Raw genomic sequence first — 16,296 nt, forward strand, 5'->3', positions numbered from 1 at the left:
AAATTATCCTGAACCACACTGAACGAAGGGTATTACATGTACATATCTGAAATGGCTTTATGGTTCGCCCGCTTGTTCATCGTGACCATGGGCTTGGCGGCACTGCCGGCAACAGCAGCTACGACAGCATTGCCCAACGCCGAGGAGACGAATGAGATTGCCACCGAGGCCTATATCTACGCCTATCCGATGATGTTGATGGAAGTGACCCGTCAAGTGTCGACCAACACGGATAAACCCATCGGCAAGTTGGCGCCGATGAACCAGTTTGCGCACCTGGACAGCTTTCCCGACGCCAGCTCCACTATGTCCATTCGCCCCAACGCCGACACGCTGTATTCCGCGCTTTGGTACGACGTCAGCCGCGAGCCGCTGCTGATTACCGTGCCGGATTCGGGCGGGCGTTACTACCTGTTGCCAATTCTCGACCTGTGGACCGAGGTGTTCAGCTCGGCCGGCACCCGCACGACCGGAAACGGCGCGCAAACTCTCGCCATAGTCGGTCCCGACTGGAAGGGCACATTGCCGGCCGGCGTCACCGTTTATCGTTCGCCAACGGTCATCGGCCGGATGGGCGGCCGTACCCTGACCAAAGGTGTTGCCGATTATGCAGCGGTGCACAAGTTTCAGGCCGGCATCAAGGCGATTCCCTTATCGGCCTGGGGCAAGCCCGACTATGTCGCGCCCGCTGGAAAATACCGGCCCGAGCAGGACATGAGCTCGCCGCACGACCAAGTCAACAAGATGGATGCGGTGCGCTTCTTCACCCTGTTCACCCAACTGCTGCACAACAATCAGCCGCATGCCAACGACTACCCGCAGCTCGCGCGTCTGGCTCGCCTGGGCATCGCCCCGGACCAGGCGTTCGAGTTCACAAAGTTGGCGCCCGAAGTGCAGGCGGCATTGCAAGCCGCACCGGAAAACGCACGGAAGAAAATGGCCTTGGCAGCGCACCATCTCGGTAATCTCAGCAACGGCTGGATCATGCTCTCATCGCCCATCGGCACCTATGGCGCGGACTACACCCGCCGCGCCACCATGGCCCAATTCGGCCTTGGCGCGAACCTTGTCGAGGACAACATCTATCCGACGGCGTTTAACGATGCCGACGGCAAACCTTTCGACAGCGCGGCGAAGTACATGATGCATTTCGACAAGGAGCAGTTGCCGCCAATACGTGCCTTCTGGTCGCTGTCGATGTACGACGAGCGCCAGCTCTTTACTGCCAATCCGATCAATCGCTTCGCCCTGGGTGATCGCGACGCACTGAAATTCAACGCGGATGGTTCGCTCGATCTCTACATTCAGCGCGAGGCACCAGACGCCGACAAGCTTACCAACTGGCTACCGGCTCCAGCTAGCGGAGGCTTCACCATGAATCTGCGCCTCTACTGGCCCAAGCCAGTGGCACTCGACGGTGGCTGGGCACCGCCACCGGTCAACCGTTTGAACTAGAAACCAGCATTGCGGGAGTCGGCGCTGTCGCGCCGGCTACTTAGGCCCCTTGTGTCAACAGGTCGAAGTGTGCCCTCACCGAACCCATTCGATTTCGCTCGGCCGCCAGGGCTTGTCGAAGAATGGTGCCGGAATCCGCTATCTCACCAGCGAGGTTGCCTTAAGATGATCATTCTGTACCACTGCATGAGTGCGCGTTCATTTCGGCCTCTGTGGATGCTTGAAGAGTCAGGAATTGCGTATGAATTGAGAATGTTGCCTTTCCCTCCAAGAGCACATGCGCGGCAATTCCTGGAGATCAATCCGCTGGGGACTGTACCTGTAATGATTGACGGTCATTTGCTAATGACCGAGTCATCCGCCATCTGCGAATTTCTCGCTAGGCGCTCCGGAACTTCGAACCTGGATGTTGCATCGGAGGAGTCTGATTTCGGCATCTACCTGAATTGGTTGCACTTCGGTGAAGCGACGCTCACCTTTCCTCAGACTCTCATCCTTCGCTATGCTCGCTTCGAAGAGCCTTCGCGTCGCAATCCTCAGGTGGTGGAGGACTACAGGCGCTGGTTTCTCGGGAGGCTGAGGGGTATTGAATCAGGCCTCGCGGGTCGCACCTATCTTTGCCAAGAACGGTTCACTGCTGCAGACATCTCTGTTGGATACGCGCTCATGCTGGCTGAATTCATTGGTCTGGAGGAGCAGTTCCCGCAATCGGTACGAAATTATTGGCAGATGTTGCAACAACGGGAGAGTTTCGGCAAAGCGCTGGCGGTGCAATACCGAACTGCCAAAGAGCAGAACGTTCCCCTCATTCATTCCCCTCTTGTGGGCAACAAATAGAAAGAGAATAGGAGTCGTATCAGCGATCTGCTGCCATTTGCCATCCGGTTCCACCGAAGGCTCCGCGGGAGGCTACCTGCGGCTGTCGTTGCCCCTTGATCTGATCCATTCGATAGACCATCGCACAACCTTATCCGCCTTCCTGGTAATCGGGCTGACCATGGTATCAGCGGCCAGCAGCGCCGATTCCACCGTGTGCATGGGCCTGTTCATTGTCGTCACCCCCCTATGCCTGACTCATGATCCATCTGCTCGACCAACGCGGCCGTGTGCGCCAGCCCTTCCACTGAAGCGGTGACCTGTGCCCGATAGACCTTGGGCGCGCAGCCCTTTGCCGTGTGGAAGAAGCGGCTGAACGCGCTCAGGCTGGAAAAACCCAGGGCCTCGGCGATTTGCGAGAGTTTCAGATCGGTCTGGCGCAGGTACTTACAGGCCAGGTCGAGTTTGGTCTGGGTCTTGATGGCCTGGAAGGTGGTGCCACTGCAGGCCAGCTTGCGCTGCAAGGTTCGCCGGCTCTGCAGCTGGTTAAGCGCGACCGCTTCGAGAGGTGCACCGTTACTGGCCAGGAGCTTGCGCACCGAGTCTTCGGTGGCCAGCACTGGGCTTTTGTTGCGGCGCTGCTGGTTTTCCCGCAGATAACCGAGCAGCGCCGGCCTGGAGGAAGGCTGTTCAGCGCTCAGCGGCTGTTCCAGCACTTGCCGGCTGATCAGCAGGCCGTTGCACTCCTGATTGAAAAACACGTTTTGTCCAAACATCCGCACGTAGGAAGCGCGGCTATGCGGTTCCCGACAGCGGAACATCACGCGCTCGGGAGACCATTGGGGGTAAAGGGCGCTACGTAACTTGCGGGTGATCAGGGCCAACCCCAAGTGCAGAACCTGAGTGTCGTCCAGTTCGCCTGCGGCGGTGATCTCGTACTGCAGCGTTACCCCTAGCTCGTGCTGTTCCAACTGCACAACAGCACCGGAGGACAGCAGGTGGAAGTAGCGCGACAGTCGCTCAAGCCAGTCGCCCAGGGAAGTCGCTTCGCTGACCAGGTCGAACAGAACCCCGCCCAGCATGCCCATGCTTTGTCTCTGTGCCAGTAGCAGGCCAAAGTCTTCCCGGCCGGTTTCCCTAGCCGCCAGATCGAGGAATTGCACAACACTTCTGGCGGGTAGCAGGATTTCCAGTTGCTCCAGGGCCTGGACCGGGATCGCCGCCGCATGGGCGATCCGCCAAGGATCGCCGTGCAGGTCGGCGATCAACTCGCGAGCGCCATACAGGACGATGCTGCGGATACTGTGGGTAGTCATGGGCAACCTGCTGCCAAGAGTGATTGGCATAAAATATCAAATAATTGGCACGTAATATCAAATAAATCCCCGAAGCTTGCGCAGAATACCACGATCCAAAAACAATAATTCTGAACGGAGACAAAGCCATGCTGGGCTTAATGCAGGATCACCCGCTGCTTATTTCATCGGTTCTGGAACATGCGCTCAAAGCGCATCCACAGGGCCAGATCGCCTCGCGCACCGTCGAAGGGCCGATGCATCACTGCAGCTATGCCGATATCGGCCGCCGCGCCAAACAGCTGGCCAATGCCCTGACTGCCCTGGATGTGCAACCCGGCGACCGGATTGCTACGCTGGCCTGGAACGGCTACCGGCACATGGAATTGTACTTTGGCGTATCGGGCATGGGTGCGGTCCTGCATACCATCAACCCGCGACTGTTCCCTGAGCAGATCGAGTTCATTGCCAACCACGCCGAGGACCAGTACCTGTTCTTCGACCTGTCGTTCGCCGCGCTGGTCGAGCAATTGGCTCCGCGGATGAAGACCGTCAAAGCCTTCATCGCCCTGACTGATCGCAGCCGGATGCCGGCCATCGAGGTGCCCAACCTGTTGTGTTACGAGGAACTGATTGAGGACCAGAGCGACGAGTTCATCTGGCCGGTTATTGATGAGCGGGCCGCTTCGTCGTTGTGCTACACCTCGGGCACCACCGGAAATCCAAAAGGTGTGCTGTTCTCGCACCGCTCTTCGATCCTGCACTCCCTGGCGTTGTGTACCCAGGACGGTTTCGCTCTGTCATCGGCGGATTCAGCGCTGTTGGTAGTGCCGATGTTCCACGTCAATGCCTGGGGCATGCCCTATGCGGCGGCGATGAGCGGGGCGCGTCTGGTTCTGCCAGGGGCTTCGCTCGATGGCGAGAGTCTTTATCAACTGATGCGTGACGAAGCTGTGACCCTGGCCCTTGGCGTACCCACGGTATGGATGTCCTTGCAGCAATACGTCGAGGCCCATGAACTGGACCCAGCGGTGGATCTCCAGCTGAACCGAGTAGTGATTGGCGGGGCGGCGGCGCCGCGGGCCCAGGTCGAGACTTTCGAAAACCGATTCGACGCCCGGGTCCTGCACGCCTGGGGCATGACCGAGATGTCGCCGCTGGGTACTGTATGCAACCTGCTGCCCAAGCACCGCTATGCCACACTGGATGAGCGCCTGGATTTGCAGGCCAAGCAGGGACGGTCGTTGTTCGGGGTATCGATGAAGATCGTCGATGCCGCGGGCGCCGAGCTGCCTCGTGACGGCAAGGCCTCTGGACACCTGCTGGTAAAGGGACCGTGGATTGCTAGTCAGTATTATCGGGGGGAGGGTGGGCCGATCCTCGATGACTCAGGCTGGTTCGATACCGGGGATATCGCCACTATCGACCCGGATAATTACATGCAGATCACTGACCGGGCCAAGGATGTCATCAAGTCCGGTGGCGAGTGGATCTCCTCGATCGACCTGGAAAACGCCGCGGTGAGTCATCCAGCGGTGGCGGAGGCCGCCGTGATCGGAATTCCCCATCCCAAGTGGCAGGAACGACCGCTGCTGATCGTCGTCCTGAAAGCCGGTAAGATAGCCAGCAAGGAAGATCTGTTGGGTTTCCTGGAGTCCCGTGTAGCCAAATGGTGGTTGCCAGACGATGTGGCCTTCGTTGACGCGCTACCACACACGGCGACCGGCAAGCTGCAAAAAATGAAGTTGCGCGAACAGTTTCAGGACTATCGTCTAGCATGTCGCTAGCCATCACGTTCCGTCTCTTTCACGCAGTGCAGCACTCTGTCGAGAGGCAACTCCAACATGGATCGCATAGAGCCCGAACTGGTCCTCAAGACCACTCCGCCGCGAAGCCAGAAAATGACGCAATTGCGCGAGCGCCTGCGCATTGACGCCCCCGAACTGGTGGACAAGGTGGCGATCGCTATCCATGGCCCGGCGGGGTTCGGCAAGACTTACCTGCTGGCCCAGTGGCGCCGGGAGTTCCTGTCGCGTGGGGCGGTGGTCGGCTGGTTGACGCTGGATAGCCATGACGATGGCGTCCGCTTTGCCCAGGGGCTGGCCGCGGCCATGGCCATAGGCACTGGTCGACAGTCCTTCGCCGGCGCTCTGGAGCGTATGCCCGGTCATGGTCGCGATGAGCTGGAGGGGCTGACGGACTGGTTGGCAGAGGTGGCCGACCTGGGCAGCGAAACCGTGTTGATTCTCGACGAAGCCGACACCTTGCCGGCGGCGACCGTTCGCCATTCCCTGACTTATCTGCTGCACAACGCCCCGGCCAACCTGCGCATCATCATGGCCTCGCGCCGACGCTTGAGCGTGCATGTGGCCGACCTGCTGGCGCGCGGGTTGTACGCCACGATAACGGTCACGGCATTGCGTTTTCGCGTCGAAGAAACCGTGGCGATACTCAGCAGCCGCTTTGCCGCACGTATCGATCCGGACCTTTGCGTGCGCCTGCACGAAATCACCGAAGGCTGGCCACTGGGGTTGCAACTGGCGATTTCCGCGATAGAGAAGAGCCCTAGCCTGGTAGCGGCTATTGAGGAACTGTCGGCCTGCTCGGGTGATATCCAGCGATATTTCGTCGATAGCCTGGTTGCCCGACTATCTGTCGAGCAGGTCGAATTTCTCACCTGCATTGCCCTGGTGGAGATGGTTCATCCCTCGCTCTGCGTTGCCTTGACCGGCAATGAGCGGGCAGCTGAACTGCTGCATGAGTTGTGCACCTCGACGCCGATTTTCGTCGAAAGTGTCGATAGTGACTGGGTGCGTATTCATCCGTTGGCCAGGGAGTTTCTGCTCGGGCGTTTTGCCGTACTGCCACTGACGCAGCGTCAGGCGTTCCATGAGCGGTCGGCGAGCTGGCTCGAAGAACAGTCGTTCTTCGAAGAGGCGGCTCGGCAATACCGGTTGGCCGGGCGTGCCACCGAGGCCTACGCGATGATCGAACAGTGCCTGTACGAGATCATGTTGCGGGGGCAATTCAGCCGGGTAATGGAATGGATCGAAGAGCTTCCCCCGCAAGAAGTGGAATCCCGTCCGCGCATGTACCTGGCGGCCGCCTGGTCGCTGGCAATGAGCGAGCGGCATGTCGAGGCGGCGAGGTTGATCGCCGGCATCCAGCAGGACCCGCTCGCCGATGAAGCGACTCGTTGCGAAGCGGCGGCAATAGCCAGCGCCGCGGCCTATTTTGCCGACCGGCCGGATGAGTCGCTGGCACTCATCACCCCTTGGGTGGACGCGCCACCGTCTGGCTCGATCAAACTGCAAGCCATTGTCGCCAACCAGGTCGCCCGGCTGACGCTGTTCCAGGGCCAGCCGGAGAAGGCCCGACGGATCTTCCAGCGGGCGCCGCACTATGCCTGGAGCCCCGCCCTCGATGCGATTCGCGGATTTGGCGAATGGGTGGTGGGCATGAGCTACCTTAGCGAGGGGCGCATGTTACCGGCCGAAACTTCGCTGCGAGACAGCCTGTTGCGGGCTGAACAGGACATCGGTCGGCGCAGTCCGGTGGCGGTGATGCTGGCCAGCGGTCTGGCTGCAGTGCTGTTCGAGCGTGGACTGATCCAGGAAGCGACGACGGTGTTGGCCAACCGCCTGGATGTGGTCGAGCGGCTGGCCTCACCGGATGCGATCGTCATGGGCTTTCTCACCGCCGCACGCCTGGCCATGTTGCAGGGCCAGGCACACCGTGGATATGACTTGTTGCAGGCACTCTGCGCCCTCGGCGAGGAGCGTGACATTGCGCGTTTCTGCATGGTCGCTCTGGGTGAGCAGATTCGCCTCAACGCCCTGCAAGGCCGGGCCGAAACCTGCCAGGCGCTATGGCGTCGCCTGGATGAAAGAATGCCCGACGTTGCCCGCGAACAACATGGGTTGCTCGGACCGGAGTTGAGCATGGTGGCCGGGCTGGCGAACGCCTATGTCGCACTGGTGCAGCGCGACTGGTCGAAAATGTTGGACGTCCTGGCGATGGTTGGCGAAACAGTCGAGCGCCTGCGGCGTGGCCGCGAAATCGTTCAGGTCAAGTTGCTCAAGGCCCTGGCGCTCAGGGAGTCGGGTGGAGACGGGCTTCCCTGCCTTCTGGAGGCCATCAGCCTGGCCGAGGAATACGATCTGCAGCGAGTCGTGCAAGACACCCATCCGGATCTGCTCAAGTGGGCGCAAGATCTTCAGCGGGAAAATGTCCGACCGGTTACGCCGGCCATGCACCAGCCACCTCCGGTTCCGCGCCCGGAACCGATCTCGAACGTTTCTCCCAGCAGCCTGTTGACGCCCAAGGAGCGTGAAGTGTTGCAGTTGCTGGCACGCAACCTGTCGAACAAGAAGATAGCCCTGGCGCTGAATGTCGGCGAAGAAACGGTGAAGTGGCACTTGAAAAACCTCTTCGGAAAATTCCAGGCCGGCACGCGCCGGCATGTCGTCGATCGCGCCTACATGCTGGGTATCCTTCACCCAGCCGGCTGAGGCCGGATCCGCGCTGTATCCTGGCCGTCCTTCCACCTCCCCCCCGAATTCACTCCCCCTGACGTTGGGGGTGGCTGATTTGCAGCGACGTCATAGTCTGAGTACCAAGCCGAGTGTGCACTCCTGACCGAATTCGCCGGTCCTGTGTAGCGATGCTCGATAAACCAATTACAAAAAGATTTGCCGATGCATGGCGGCTATCCAGGAGCAGGGGCTATGAGTGAAAGAGTGCTGATTGCGGGGGTGGGCATGACCCCGTTCGTCCCGCTGAGCGCTCGCGATGGCGTCGCTTCGCTGGCTGGCCGGGCGATCCGGTCGGCGCTTGATGATGCGCGTATTGACTTCGATCTGGTCGACCAGGTGTTCGCCTCTTGCGTACAGGGTGAAGCCGGTAGTGCCGAGCAGGTGTTGGCGCAGGTCGGCCTCACCGGTATTCCGCTCTTCATCACCAGCGATGGCTGTGCCTCGGGCAGCAGCGCGTTCCAGTTGGCCCGCAACAGCGTGCTTTCGGGCGAGGCCGAATGCGCCTTGGCGCTTGGCTTCGAATGCATGCCGACGAGTATTTCCAACCGGGCCTTTTTCGGCTTGGACGAATGCCCGGACGATGAGTGGGACAGCCTGGGAGGTCGCAACGATCCACTGGCATTTCTCGCCCGCCGTCAGCATCCGGCCGCGCTGTTCGCCGCCCAGACCAGTTGGCTGTTGACCCGGATGGCAATTGAGGAAAGCAGCTTCGAGCGGGTGATCAACCAGGCTCGGGCGCAGGCCAGGCTCAATCCCTATGCGGTGCTGCACCGTTGCTCAGACCGTGATGGCTGGCTCGCTCCTTACCTCAGCCCACCCGCTCACGGCGCGGCGGCGGTGCTGCTTTGTACTCCGGCGTTCTTGGCGCGTTATGGCGCCCGGGGTGGTGTCGCAGTGCTCGCCAGTGTGCGCGGCAGCGATACCGCCTCCGAGCAAGAGTCCGGTTGTGTGCTCGATGTACTGGGGCGGGCCGCAACCCGCCGCGTTGCGCAGCAGGCCTACGAAATGGCCGGAGTCGGGGCCGAAGACATCGAAGTGGTGGAGTTGCACGACCAGAGCGTCGGCGACTTCATGGTGTACAGCGCGGCACTGGGATTGTGTCAGGAAGACGAGATCGACAGTTTCGTCCGGCGCACCTGCAGATCATGGGGGGGACAGGTTGCTGTCTGCCCCTCGGGAGGCCTGCTGGGTCGTGGACATGCACCCGGTGCAACAGGGCTGGCGCAGATCTGTGAACTGGTGTGGCAGCTGCGTGGTGCGGCCCAGGCCAGGCAGATCACCGGTGCCCGGACGGCCCTCCAACACAGCGCGGCGCTTGGCCGAGCAGTATCAGTAACCATTCTGCAGAGGACCTAAGGAAAGAACCCTGCGAATTCAAGTGTGACTTTTTCGTGAACCATAGAGAAGGTGAGCAAGTTAGATGAACAACAACAATAAGATCTGCCATGCAAACTTGCGTAAAGGGCTTCTGGCTTCTGCAATTCTGGCGGGGCTGGGGATTACTCCCGTGCAGGCCCTCGAGATCGATACCGGCAACGAGGATCTCTCGGTGCGGTTCGACAACACGGTGAAGTTCAACTACGCCCAGCGTGTGGAGGCACCCAACAGCAAGCTGGCCCATTCGTGGAACAACAACGATGGGGATCGCAACTTCTCTTCCGGCAGTCCGGTTGCTCAGCGACTGGATGTGTTGTCCGAACTGGATGTGGTTTACAAACAGAAAGCCGGTTTCCGGGTCAGTGCCAACTCCTGGTACGACCACGCCTATGACGATATCGGCAGCGATAACGCCTCGACCAACCAGCTGAACAGCGGCCGGCCGGATTCCCGGCATCAGAGCGGTTATGCCGATCGTTACTACAACGGCCCGTCTTCGGAAATTCTCGACGCCTTTGTGTTCGGCAGTACGGAAGTCGGCGACGAATCGCTGCTCAGTGGCAAGGCGGGCAAACACACTGTTTACTGGGGCGAAAGCATCCTCGCCTTTGCCCACGGCAACAGTTACGGCCAGTCCGGCCTGGATCTTTCCAAGGCGCTGGCAGTGCCGGGAACAGAAGCCAAAGAACTGTTCATTCCGCGCAACCAGTTGTCCGCTAGCTTCACGCTGAACCCGGAGCTGACTGTCGGCGCGCAGTACTTCCTGGATTGGGATGCCGCGCGGTTGCCGGAGTCGGGCACCTACCTGGGTTTCAACGACGGTATTCAAAATGGCGGGCATAACCTGTCTCTGATTGCGGCACAGAACCCTCGTTTCGGCACCCCTGGTCCATTGGGCGCCAATCAGTTTTTACGCATCACGAATGGGCATACCTATACCCCCGACAACCATGGCGACTTCGGTTTGATGGCCAAGTGGAGCCCCGAGTGGCTGCAGGGCACCCTGGGCGTCTACTACCGCAAAACTTCCGACATCCTGCCGAACCTGGTGCTGCAGCCAACGGCTGTCGGTCCTGCGCAACTGATCTCCGGCAATGTCGGCAGCTACAACCAGTTCTACGTCGATGACATCGATGTCTACGGCCTCAGCCTGTCGAAAAGCATCGAAGGCGTCAGCGTCGGTCTCGACCTGAACTATCGCCACAACATGCCGTTGTCCAGCGTGCCGGCAACGGTCAGTCCGGCGGCAGGTGCTGCCGGTTTACCGGGCTTCATCAGCAACTTCGATGGTGACAACGGCGTGGCCCGAGGCAACACCGTGCACGCAGTACTGAACGGCTTGACCACCTTTGGCGACACGCCGGTCTGGGACAGTTCGTCCTTGCTGGTTGAGCTCGCTTACAGCCGCTGGCTGGACGTCACCGACAACAAACAGCTGTTCAAGGGCGAAGACTGGTATCGCGGTGTCGACAAGGTCAGCAAGGACAACTACGTCCTGGGCGTCAACTTCAACCCGACCTGGTATCAGGTGTTCCCCGGCATCGATATGTACTTGCCGATCACCTACAACGTCGGACTCTCGGGTAACTCCGCTGTCCAGCTGGGGGGTAACAAGGACTCCGGCAGTTATTCGGTGGGTGTCGGCATGGACGTGCACAACCAGTACCGGTTCGACCTGAAATACGTGGATAACTTTGGTCCGTTCGACACCTGTGGCTCAGCCGGTAGTGCGGGTGCTCAAGGCGAGGGCGCCGCACCTGGGGCCAATGGTCAATACAACTGCGTACCGGGGCAGACCACTGCTTTCGGCGGTACACAGCCTCAGCTCAAGGATCGGGGCATGGTCACGTTTACGTTCAAAACGACCATTTGATCGAAGTCTTTGCTTGATAGCAGGAGTCACTCCATGAAGTTCGTCAACACGCTTTTGTTCACTGCCTTGACCGTTGCCATCGCCGGCGCGGCACACGCAGCCGTCTCTCCGGGATGAAGCGGCAAAACTCGGCAGCAGCCTGACAGCCGTCGGCGCTGAAAAGGCCGGCAATGCCGACAACACCATTCCGGCCTACACCGGCGGCATCACCACGCCGCCAGCCAGTTACCAGTCCGGCAGCTCTTTTCGTCCAGACCCTTTCGAGGCCGACAAGCCGCGTGCGGTCATCGACGGCAAAAACGTCGGTCAATTCGCCGACAAACTGACCGCGAGCACGCAGGAATTGCTCAAGCGTTATCCGACGTTCCGGGTCGATGTGTTTCCGACCCATCGCAGCGTTGCGCTGCCTCAGCGCCTGCTGGATAACACCGCGAAAAACGCAGTCGGCACCAAAACCCTCGAGGGTGGTGTAGCGCTTGAAAACGCGTTGCCGGGCGTGCCGTTCCCGATCCCGAAAGATGGCTACGAGGCCATGTGGAACCACCTGCTGCGTTATCAGGGCTACGCCACCAATTTCAAATACGACTCCTGGAACGTCGACGGTGCCGGCACGGCGATTCTGGCCACCACCGGTAATGCGTATCTCGAATACCCGCTCTACGATCCGAAGCGTACAGAGCCGGCGAAAGAGAGCGATCTGTTCTTCAAGACCAAACTCTATTACCAGGCCCCGGCCCGCCGCGCAGGCGAAGCCATCCTGGTGCAGGATGCGGTCAACCCGCTGAAAATGGAGCGTCGTGGCTGGCAATACCTGCCGGGTCAGCGCCGGATCAAACTCGCGCCGGACATCGCTTACGACACGCCGAACCCCGGCTCGGCCGGTGCCTCGACCTATGACGATGCCTGGGTATTCAACGGCGCCATGGACCGTTACGACTTCAAACTCGTCGGCAAGAAGGAAATGATCATTCCTTACAACACCTACAAGCTGAACTATCACAAGGAAGCGGCGGACATCACCACGGCGCACCACGTCAATCCCGATTTGGTGCGTTGGGAGCTGCACCGCGTGTGGGTCGTCGAGGCCACGCTGAAACCGGGCAAACGCCACATCTACAGCAAGCGCACCTTCTACCTCGACGAAGACAGCTGGATCGCCCTGGCTTCGGATGAATATGACGCCAGCGGCAAGCTGTACCGCGGCTCCTTCGCACACCTCGCTTACAGCTATGACGTGCAGGCGCCGAACTCCGACAACCACATGATTTATGACTTTGTCTCCGGCAGCTACAACATCACCGGCATCTACGGCCCGTATGGCGGCATCAAGTACATCGATCCGCTTTCGAAAGCGCAGTGGGCACCTGAATCACTGGCCGGTACGGGTATTCGCTAAGCCATAAACGCGGGTATTTTTTTGTCGCCGGCAGTGTGTCCTCGCACTGTTTGGCGGCTTTTTTCCGAGTGAACCTCATGAATGCATTTAGATGGATAACGCTCACTGCGCTAGCCGTGGCATTGGCCGTGCCATTTACCAGAGCCGTGGTCGCCGCGGATTTTGTCGACCCGCTGTCGAGCCCGGCGATTCAGAGTGAAAAAGCCGTTAATGGAACGTTCACCGGGGTGGCCCGTGCGGGTAAGCGAGTGATTGCTGTGGGCCAGCGCGGCCACATTTTTATTCCGATGATAACGGCGTTCATTGGCATCAGGCTGAAGTGCCGGTGAGCTCCGATCTGGTGGCGGTGCAGTTTCCGAGCCCGACCCAGGGCTGGGCGGTCGGGCACGACGGCATTGTGTTGCACAGCGACGACAACGGTGAAACCTGGAAACGCCAGCTCGATGGACGTCAGGTAGGGCAGATCATGCTCGAACACTATCAGCGGCAAGCGGTGCCGGATGATGCGTTATTAGCCGAAGCCCAGCGAATGATCGACGAAGGGGCGGACAAACCCTTTCTGGACGTGTGGTTCTCTGATGACAAAACTGGCTACGTCGTCGGCGCGTTCAACCTGATTTTTCGCACCGAAGATGGCGGGCAGACCTGGGCTCCGCTGATGGAGCGCACCGATAACCCGGGCGCCCTGAACTTCTATGGAATGCGCGCCATCGGCGATGACCTGTTCATCGTCGGCGAACAAGGCCTGGTGTTGAAACTGGACCCGGCGACGCAACGCTTCGTCAACGTTCCGACGCCCTACAGCGGCAGCTATTTCGGTATCACCGGCAAACCGGGCGTTGTGCTCGTTTATGGCCTGCGCGGCAATGTTTACCGCAGTGTCGATCACGGATCGAACTGGGACAAAGTGGAGCTGGGCCTGTCTTCCAGCATCACCGCGAGCACGGTCACGGCAGACGGACGCATCATTCTGGTCAGCCAGGCCGGCCACGTACTGGTCAGTGCGGACGACGGCGCACATTTCACGCAACAGCCACAAACACGCCCGGGTCCCGCCGCTGCGGTGCAGACCATCGCGTCTGGCTCCGTGGTGGTCGCGGGCGCCCAGGGTTTGCGTCAGTTGCCCTTCGAATAAGCCCACTTCACACAATAAAAAGAGACGAGCCACGTCATGGGTAACTACAACCTCGATACGATGCCGGTGATCCGAGAGCTCAAGGGCTTCGATGCACGCTCCGGCAACTTCCTTGAACGCCTGATTTTCAATAACCGCCTGCTGGTGGTGCTGACCTGCCTGATCGTGACCGTGCTGCTGAGTTACTTCGCGGCTACTCGGCTGACGCTCAATGCCAGCTTCGAAAAGATGATTCCGCAGAGTCAGCCGTACATCAAAAACTACCTGGAGAATCGCCAATCCCTGCGCGGGCTGGGCAATACGGTGCGGGTGGTGGTGGAGAACACCAACGGCGACATCTACGACCCGAACTACCTGGAAGTGCTCAAGCAGGTCAACGACACCTTGTTCCTGACGCCGGGCGTGGACCGGGCCTGGATGAAATCATTGTGGACACCGGCCGTGCGCTGGACCGAGGTCACGGAGGAGGGCTTTCGTGGTGGCCCGGTCATGCCGGACTCCTACGACGGCTCGGCCAGTGGCGTCGAGCAATTGCGCTTGAACATCGCGCGTTCCGGGATTATCGGCAGTCTGGTCGGCAACAACTTCAAGTCGAGCATGATCGTAGTGCCGTTGCTGGAGAAGGATCCCGGTTACCGGCGCCGCCATCGACTATCACCAATTCTCGCGCATGCTTGAAGAACAACTACGCAACAAGTTCGAGTTCGCCGACAGCAACGCGAACGCACAAGGCCGGTGAAGAGGGCAAAGGCCCGATCAAGATTCGTGTGATCGGTTTCGCCAAACTGGTGGGCGACCTGATCGATGGCCTGCTGCTGATCATGCTGTACTTCGGCGCGGCCGCGCTGATCGCCACCGCCATCATCTACTTGCCTTCACCCGCTGCGTGCGCAGTACCGCGCTGGTGATTCTGTGCTCGGTGGTGGCCGTGGTCTGGCAACTCGGGCTGATCACTTTGTTCGGTTACGCGCTCGACCCATTTTCGATTCTGGTGCCGTTTCTGGTGTTCGCCATCGGCGTATCCCACGGCGCGCAGAAGATGAACGGGATCATGCAGGACGTCGGACGCGGCACCCATCAGCTGATCGCCGCGCGCTACACCTTTCGCCGCTCTGTTCCTCGCCGGGCTCACCGCGCTGCTGGCCGATGCCGTGGGCTTCGCCGTGCTGATGCTGATCGATATTCCGGTGATTCAGGACCTGGCGGTCACCGCGAGTATCGGCGTGGCGGTGCTGATCTTCACCAACCTGGTGCTGTTGCCGGTGTTGTTGTCCTACTGCGGCGTCAGCCCGAAAGCGGCGGCGCGCAGTTTGCGTCAGGAAAGCAAAGAGCTGAAGGGCAAAGGGCTGGGCAGTCTGTGGAGTCTGCTTGACCGCTTTACCGAGCGTCGCTGGGCAACGGTGGCGGTGGTGGTGGCCGGGCTGCTGGCGGTAGGTGGCTTCATGGTCAGCACGCATTTGAAGATTGGCGATCTGGACCCTGGCGCACCCGAGTTGCGCGCCGACTCGCGTTACAACCGCGACAACGCCTACATCACGGCGAACTACTCGCTGTCCAGCGACCAGTTTGCGGTCATGGTCAAAACGCCCAGCGAAGGCTGCCTGAAGTACGAAACCCTGGTGGAGGCAGACCGCCTGGGATGGTTGTTACAGCAGCAACCCGGTGTGCAAACCACTGTGTCGCTGGTCAATGCCGTGAGGCAGATTACCGCCGGTTCCTACGAGGGCAACCCGAAAGTGGCTGACCATCGCCCGGAACCAGAACGTACTGAACTACGGTGCGCAGCAGGCCTCGGTGAACAACCCCGAATTGTTCAACAACGACTGCTCAATGATGCCGGTGATCGCTTATCTCTCGGATCACAAGGCCGAAACCCTCGATCATGTGGTGAAGATTGCCGATCAGTTCGCCCGGGAGCATAGCAATGGCGATCGCCAGTTCATGCTCGCTGCCGGCAGCGCCGGGATCGAAGCGGCGACCAACATTGTTGTGCGCGACGCCAACCGCACCATGCTGTTCTACGTGTACGGCGCGGTGATCGTGTTGTGTTTCATCACCTTCCGCAGCTGGCGCGCGGTGGTGGTGGCGGTCGTTCCATTGATGCTGACGTCGATTCTCTGCGAAGCGCTGATGGTCTGGCTGGGCATGGGCGTCAAGGTCGCGACCTTGCCAGTCATCGCACTGGGTGTCGGCATCGGTGTTGACTACGCGCTGTACCTGCTCAGCGTCCAACTGGCGCAACAACGTGCCGGTCTGTCGTTGACCGAAGCCTACAAAAACTCCGTCGCGTTCACCGGCAAAGTGGTGGCGCTGGTCGGCATCACCCTGGCGGCAGGTGTCATTACCTGGGCCTGGTCGCCGATCAAATTCCAGGCGGACATGGGCATCCTGCTAACGTTCATGTTCATCTGGAA

At 60.0% G+C, this 16,296-nt stretch carries 7 protein-coding genes and 3 pseudogenes; 9 read left to right on the top strand and 1 reads right to left on the bottom strand.

From position 1 onward, the window contains the following. The first annotated feature begins 36 nt into the window (after positions 1-36). The gene (locus tag JFU37_RS26955) at positions 37-1,455 is read left to right on the top strand and encodes a DUF1254 domain-containing protein (protein ID WP_201120059.1); all 1,419 of its coding nucleotides are present in this window, start codon (positions 37-39) and stop codon (positions 1,453-1,455) included. A gap of 165 nt (positions 1,456-1,620) precedes the next feature. Further along, positions 1,621-2,292, top strand: a complete 672-nt coding sequence (locus JFU37_RS26960; RefSeq protein ID WP_201120060.1) for a glutathione S-transferase family protein — start codon at positions 1,621-1,623, stop codon at positions 2,290-2,292. Between the two features lie 218 nt (positions 2,293-2,510). Here JFU37_RS26960 and JFU37_RS26965 read toward each other — a convergent pair whose 3' ends face one another. Further along, positions 2,511-3,587 (bottom strand): AraC family transcriptional regulator, encoded by a 1,077-nt coding sequence (locus JFU37_RS26965; protein WP_201120061.1) that lies wholly within the window; start codon positions 3,585-3,587, stop codon positions 2,511-2,513. A gap of 128 nt (positions 3,588-3,715) precedes the next feature. On the opposite strand from JFU37_RS26965, the gene JFU37_RS26970 reads away from it, so the two are divergent. The 7 genes and pseudogenes from JFU37_RS26970 to JFU37_RS27000 form a co-directional block, all read left to right on the top strand. Beyond that, positions 3,716-5,353, top strand: coding sequence for a 3-(methylthio)propionyl-CoA ligase (locus JFU37_RS26970; protein ID WP_201120062.1), 1,638 nt, complete (start codon positions 3,716-3,718; stop codon positions 5,351-5,353). Between the two features lie 57 nt (positions 5,354-5,410). Beyond that, complete coding sequence (locus JFU37_RS26975; RefSeq protein ID WP_201120063.1) at positions 5,411-8,077, top strand: helix-turn-helix transcriptional regulator; 2,667 nt, start codon at positions 5,411-5,413, stop codon at positions 8,075-8,077. Positions 8,078-8,293: 216 nt separating this feature from the next. Continuing rightward, positions 8,294-9,457 (top strand): thiolase C-terminal domain-containing protein, encoded by a 1,164-nt coding sequence (locus JFU37_RS26980; protein WP_201120064.1) that lies wholly within the window; start codon positions 8,294-8,296, stop codon positions 9,455-9,457. A 64-nt stretch (positions 9,458-9,521) separates the two neighbouring features. Further along, positions 9,522-11,351: a DUF1302 domain-containing protein gene (locus JFU37_RS26985; protein ID WP_201120065.1), complete on the top strand. Its 1,830-nt coding sequence runs from the start codon at positions 9,522-9,524 to the stop codon at positions 11,349-11,351. A 33-nt stretch (positions 11,352-11,384) separates the two neighbouring features. Beyond that, a pseudogene (locus JFU37_RS26990) lies at positions 11,385-12,747 on the top strand (DUF1329 domain-containing protein). A 77-nt stretch (positions 12,748-12,824) separates the two neighbouring features. Beyond that, positions 12,825-13,882: pseudogene (locus JFU37_RS30910) on the top strand (WD40/YVTN/BNR-like repeat-containing protein). Positions 13,883-13,918: 36 nt separating this feature from the next. Further along, a pseudogene (locus JFU37_RS27000) lies at positions 13,919-16,296 on the top strand (efflux RND transporter permease subunit); the annotation flags it as partial.

Source organism: Pseudomonas sp. TH41 (assembly GCF_016650695.1).
GTDB lineage: Bacteria > Pseudomonadota > Gammaproteobacteria > Pseudomonadales > Pseudomonadaceae > Aquipseudomonas.

Bases quoted from the DNA above. Each gene is read 5' to 3' on its own strand.
- JFU37_RS26970 (WP_201120062.1), top strand. From the start codon at position 3,716: ATGCTGGGCTTAATGCAGGATCACCCGCTGCTTATTTCATCGGTTCTG.
- JFU37_RS26980 (WP_201120064.1), top strand. From the start codon at position 8,294: ATGAGTGAAAGAGTGCTGATTGCGGGGGTGGGCATGACCCCGTTCGTC.
- JFU37_RS26965 (WP_201120061.1), bottom strand. From the start codon at position 3,587: ATGACTACCCACAGTATCCGCAGCATCGTCCTGTATGGCGCTCGCGAG.
- JFU37_RS26955 (WP_201120059.1), top strand. From the start codon at position 37: ATGTACATATCTGAAATGGCTTTATGGTTCGCCCGCTTGTTCATCGTG.
- JFU37_RS26960 (WP_201120060.1), top strand. From the start codon at position 1,621: ATGATCATTCTGTACCACTGCATGAGTGCGCGTTCATTTCGGCCTCTG.
- JFU37_RS26975 (WP_201120063.1), top strand. From the start codon at position 5,411: ATGGATCGCATAGAGCCCGAACTGGTCCTCAAGACCACTCCGCCGCGA.
- JFU37_RS26985 (WP_201120065.1), top strand. From the start codon at position 9,522: ATGAACAACAACAATAAGATCTGCCATGCAAACTTGCGTAAAGGGCTT.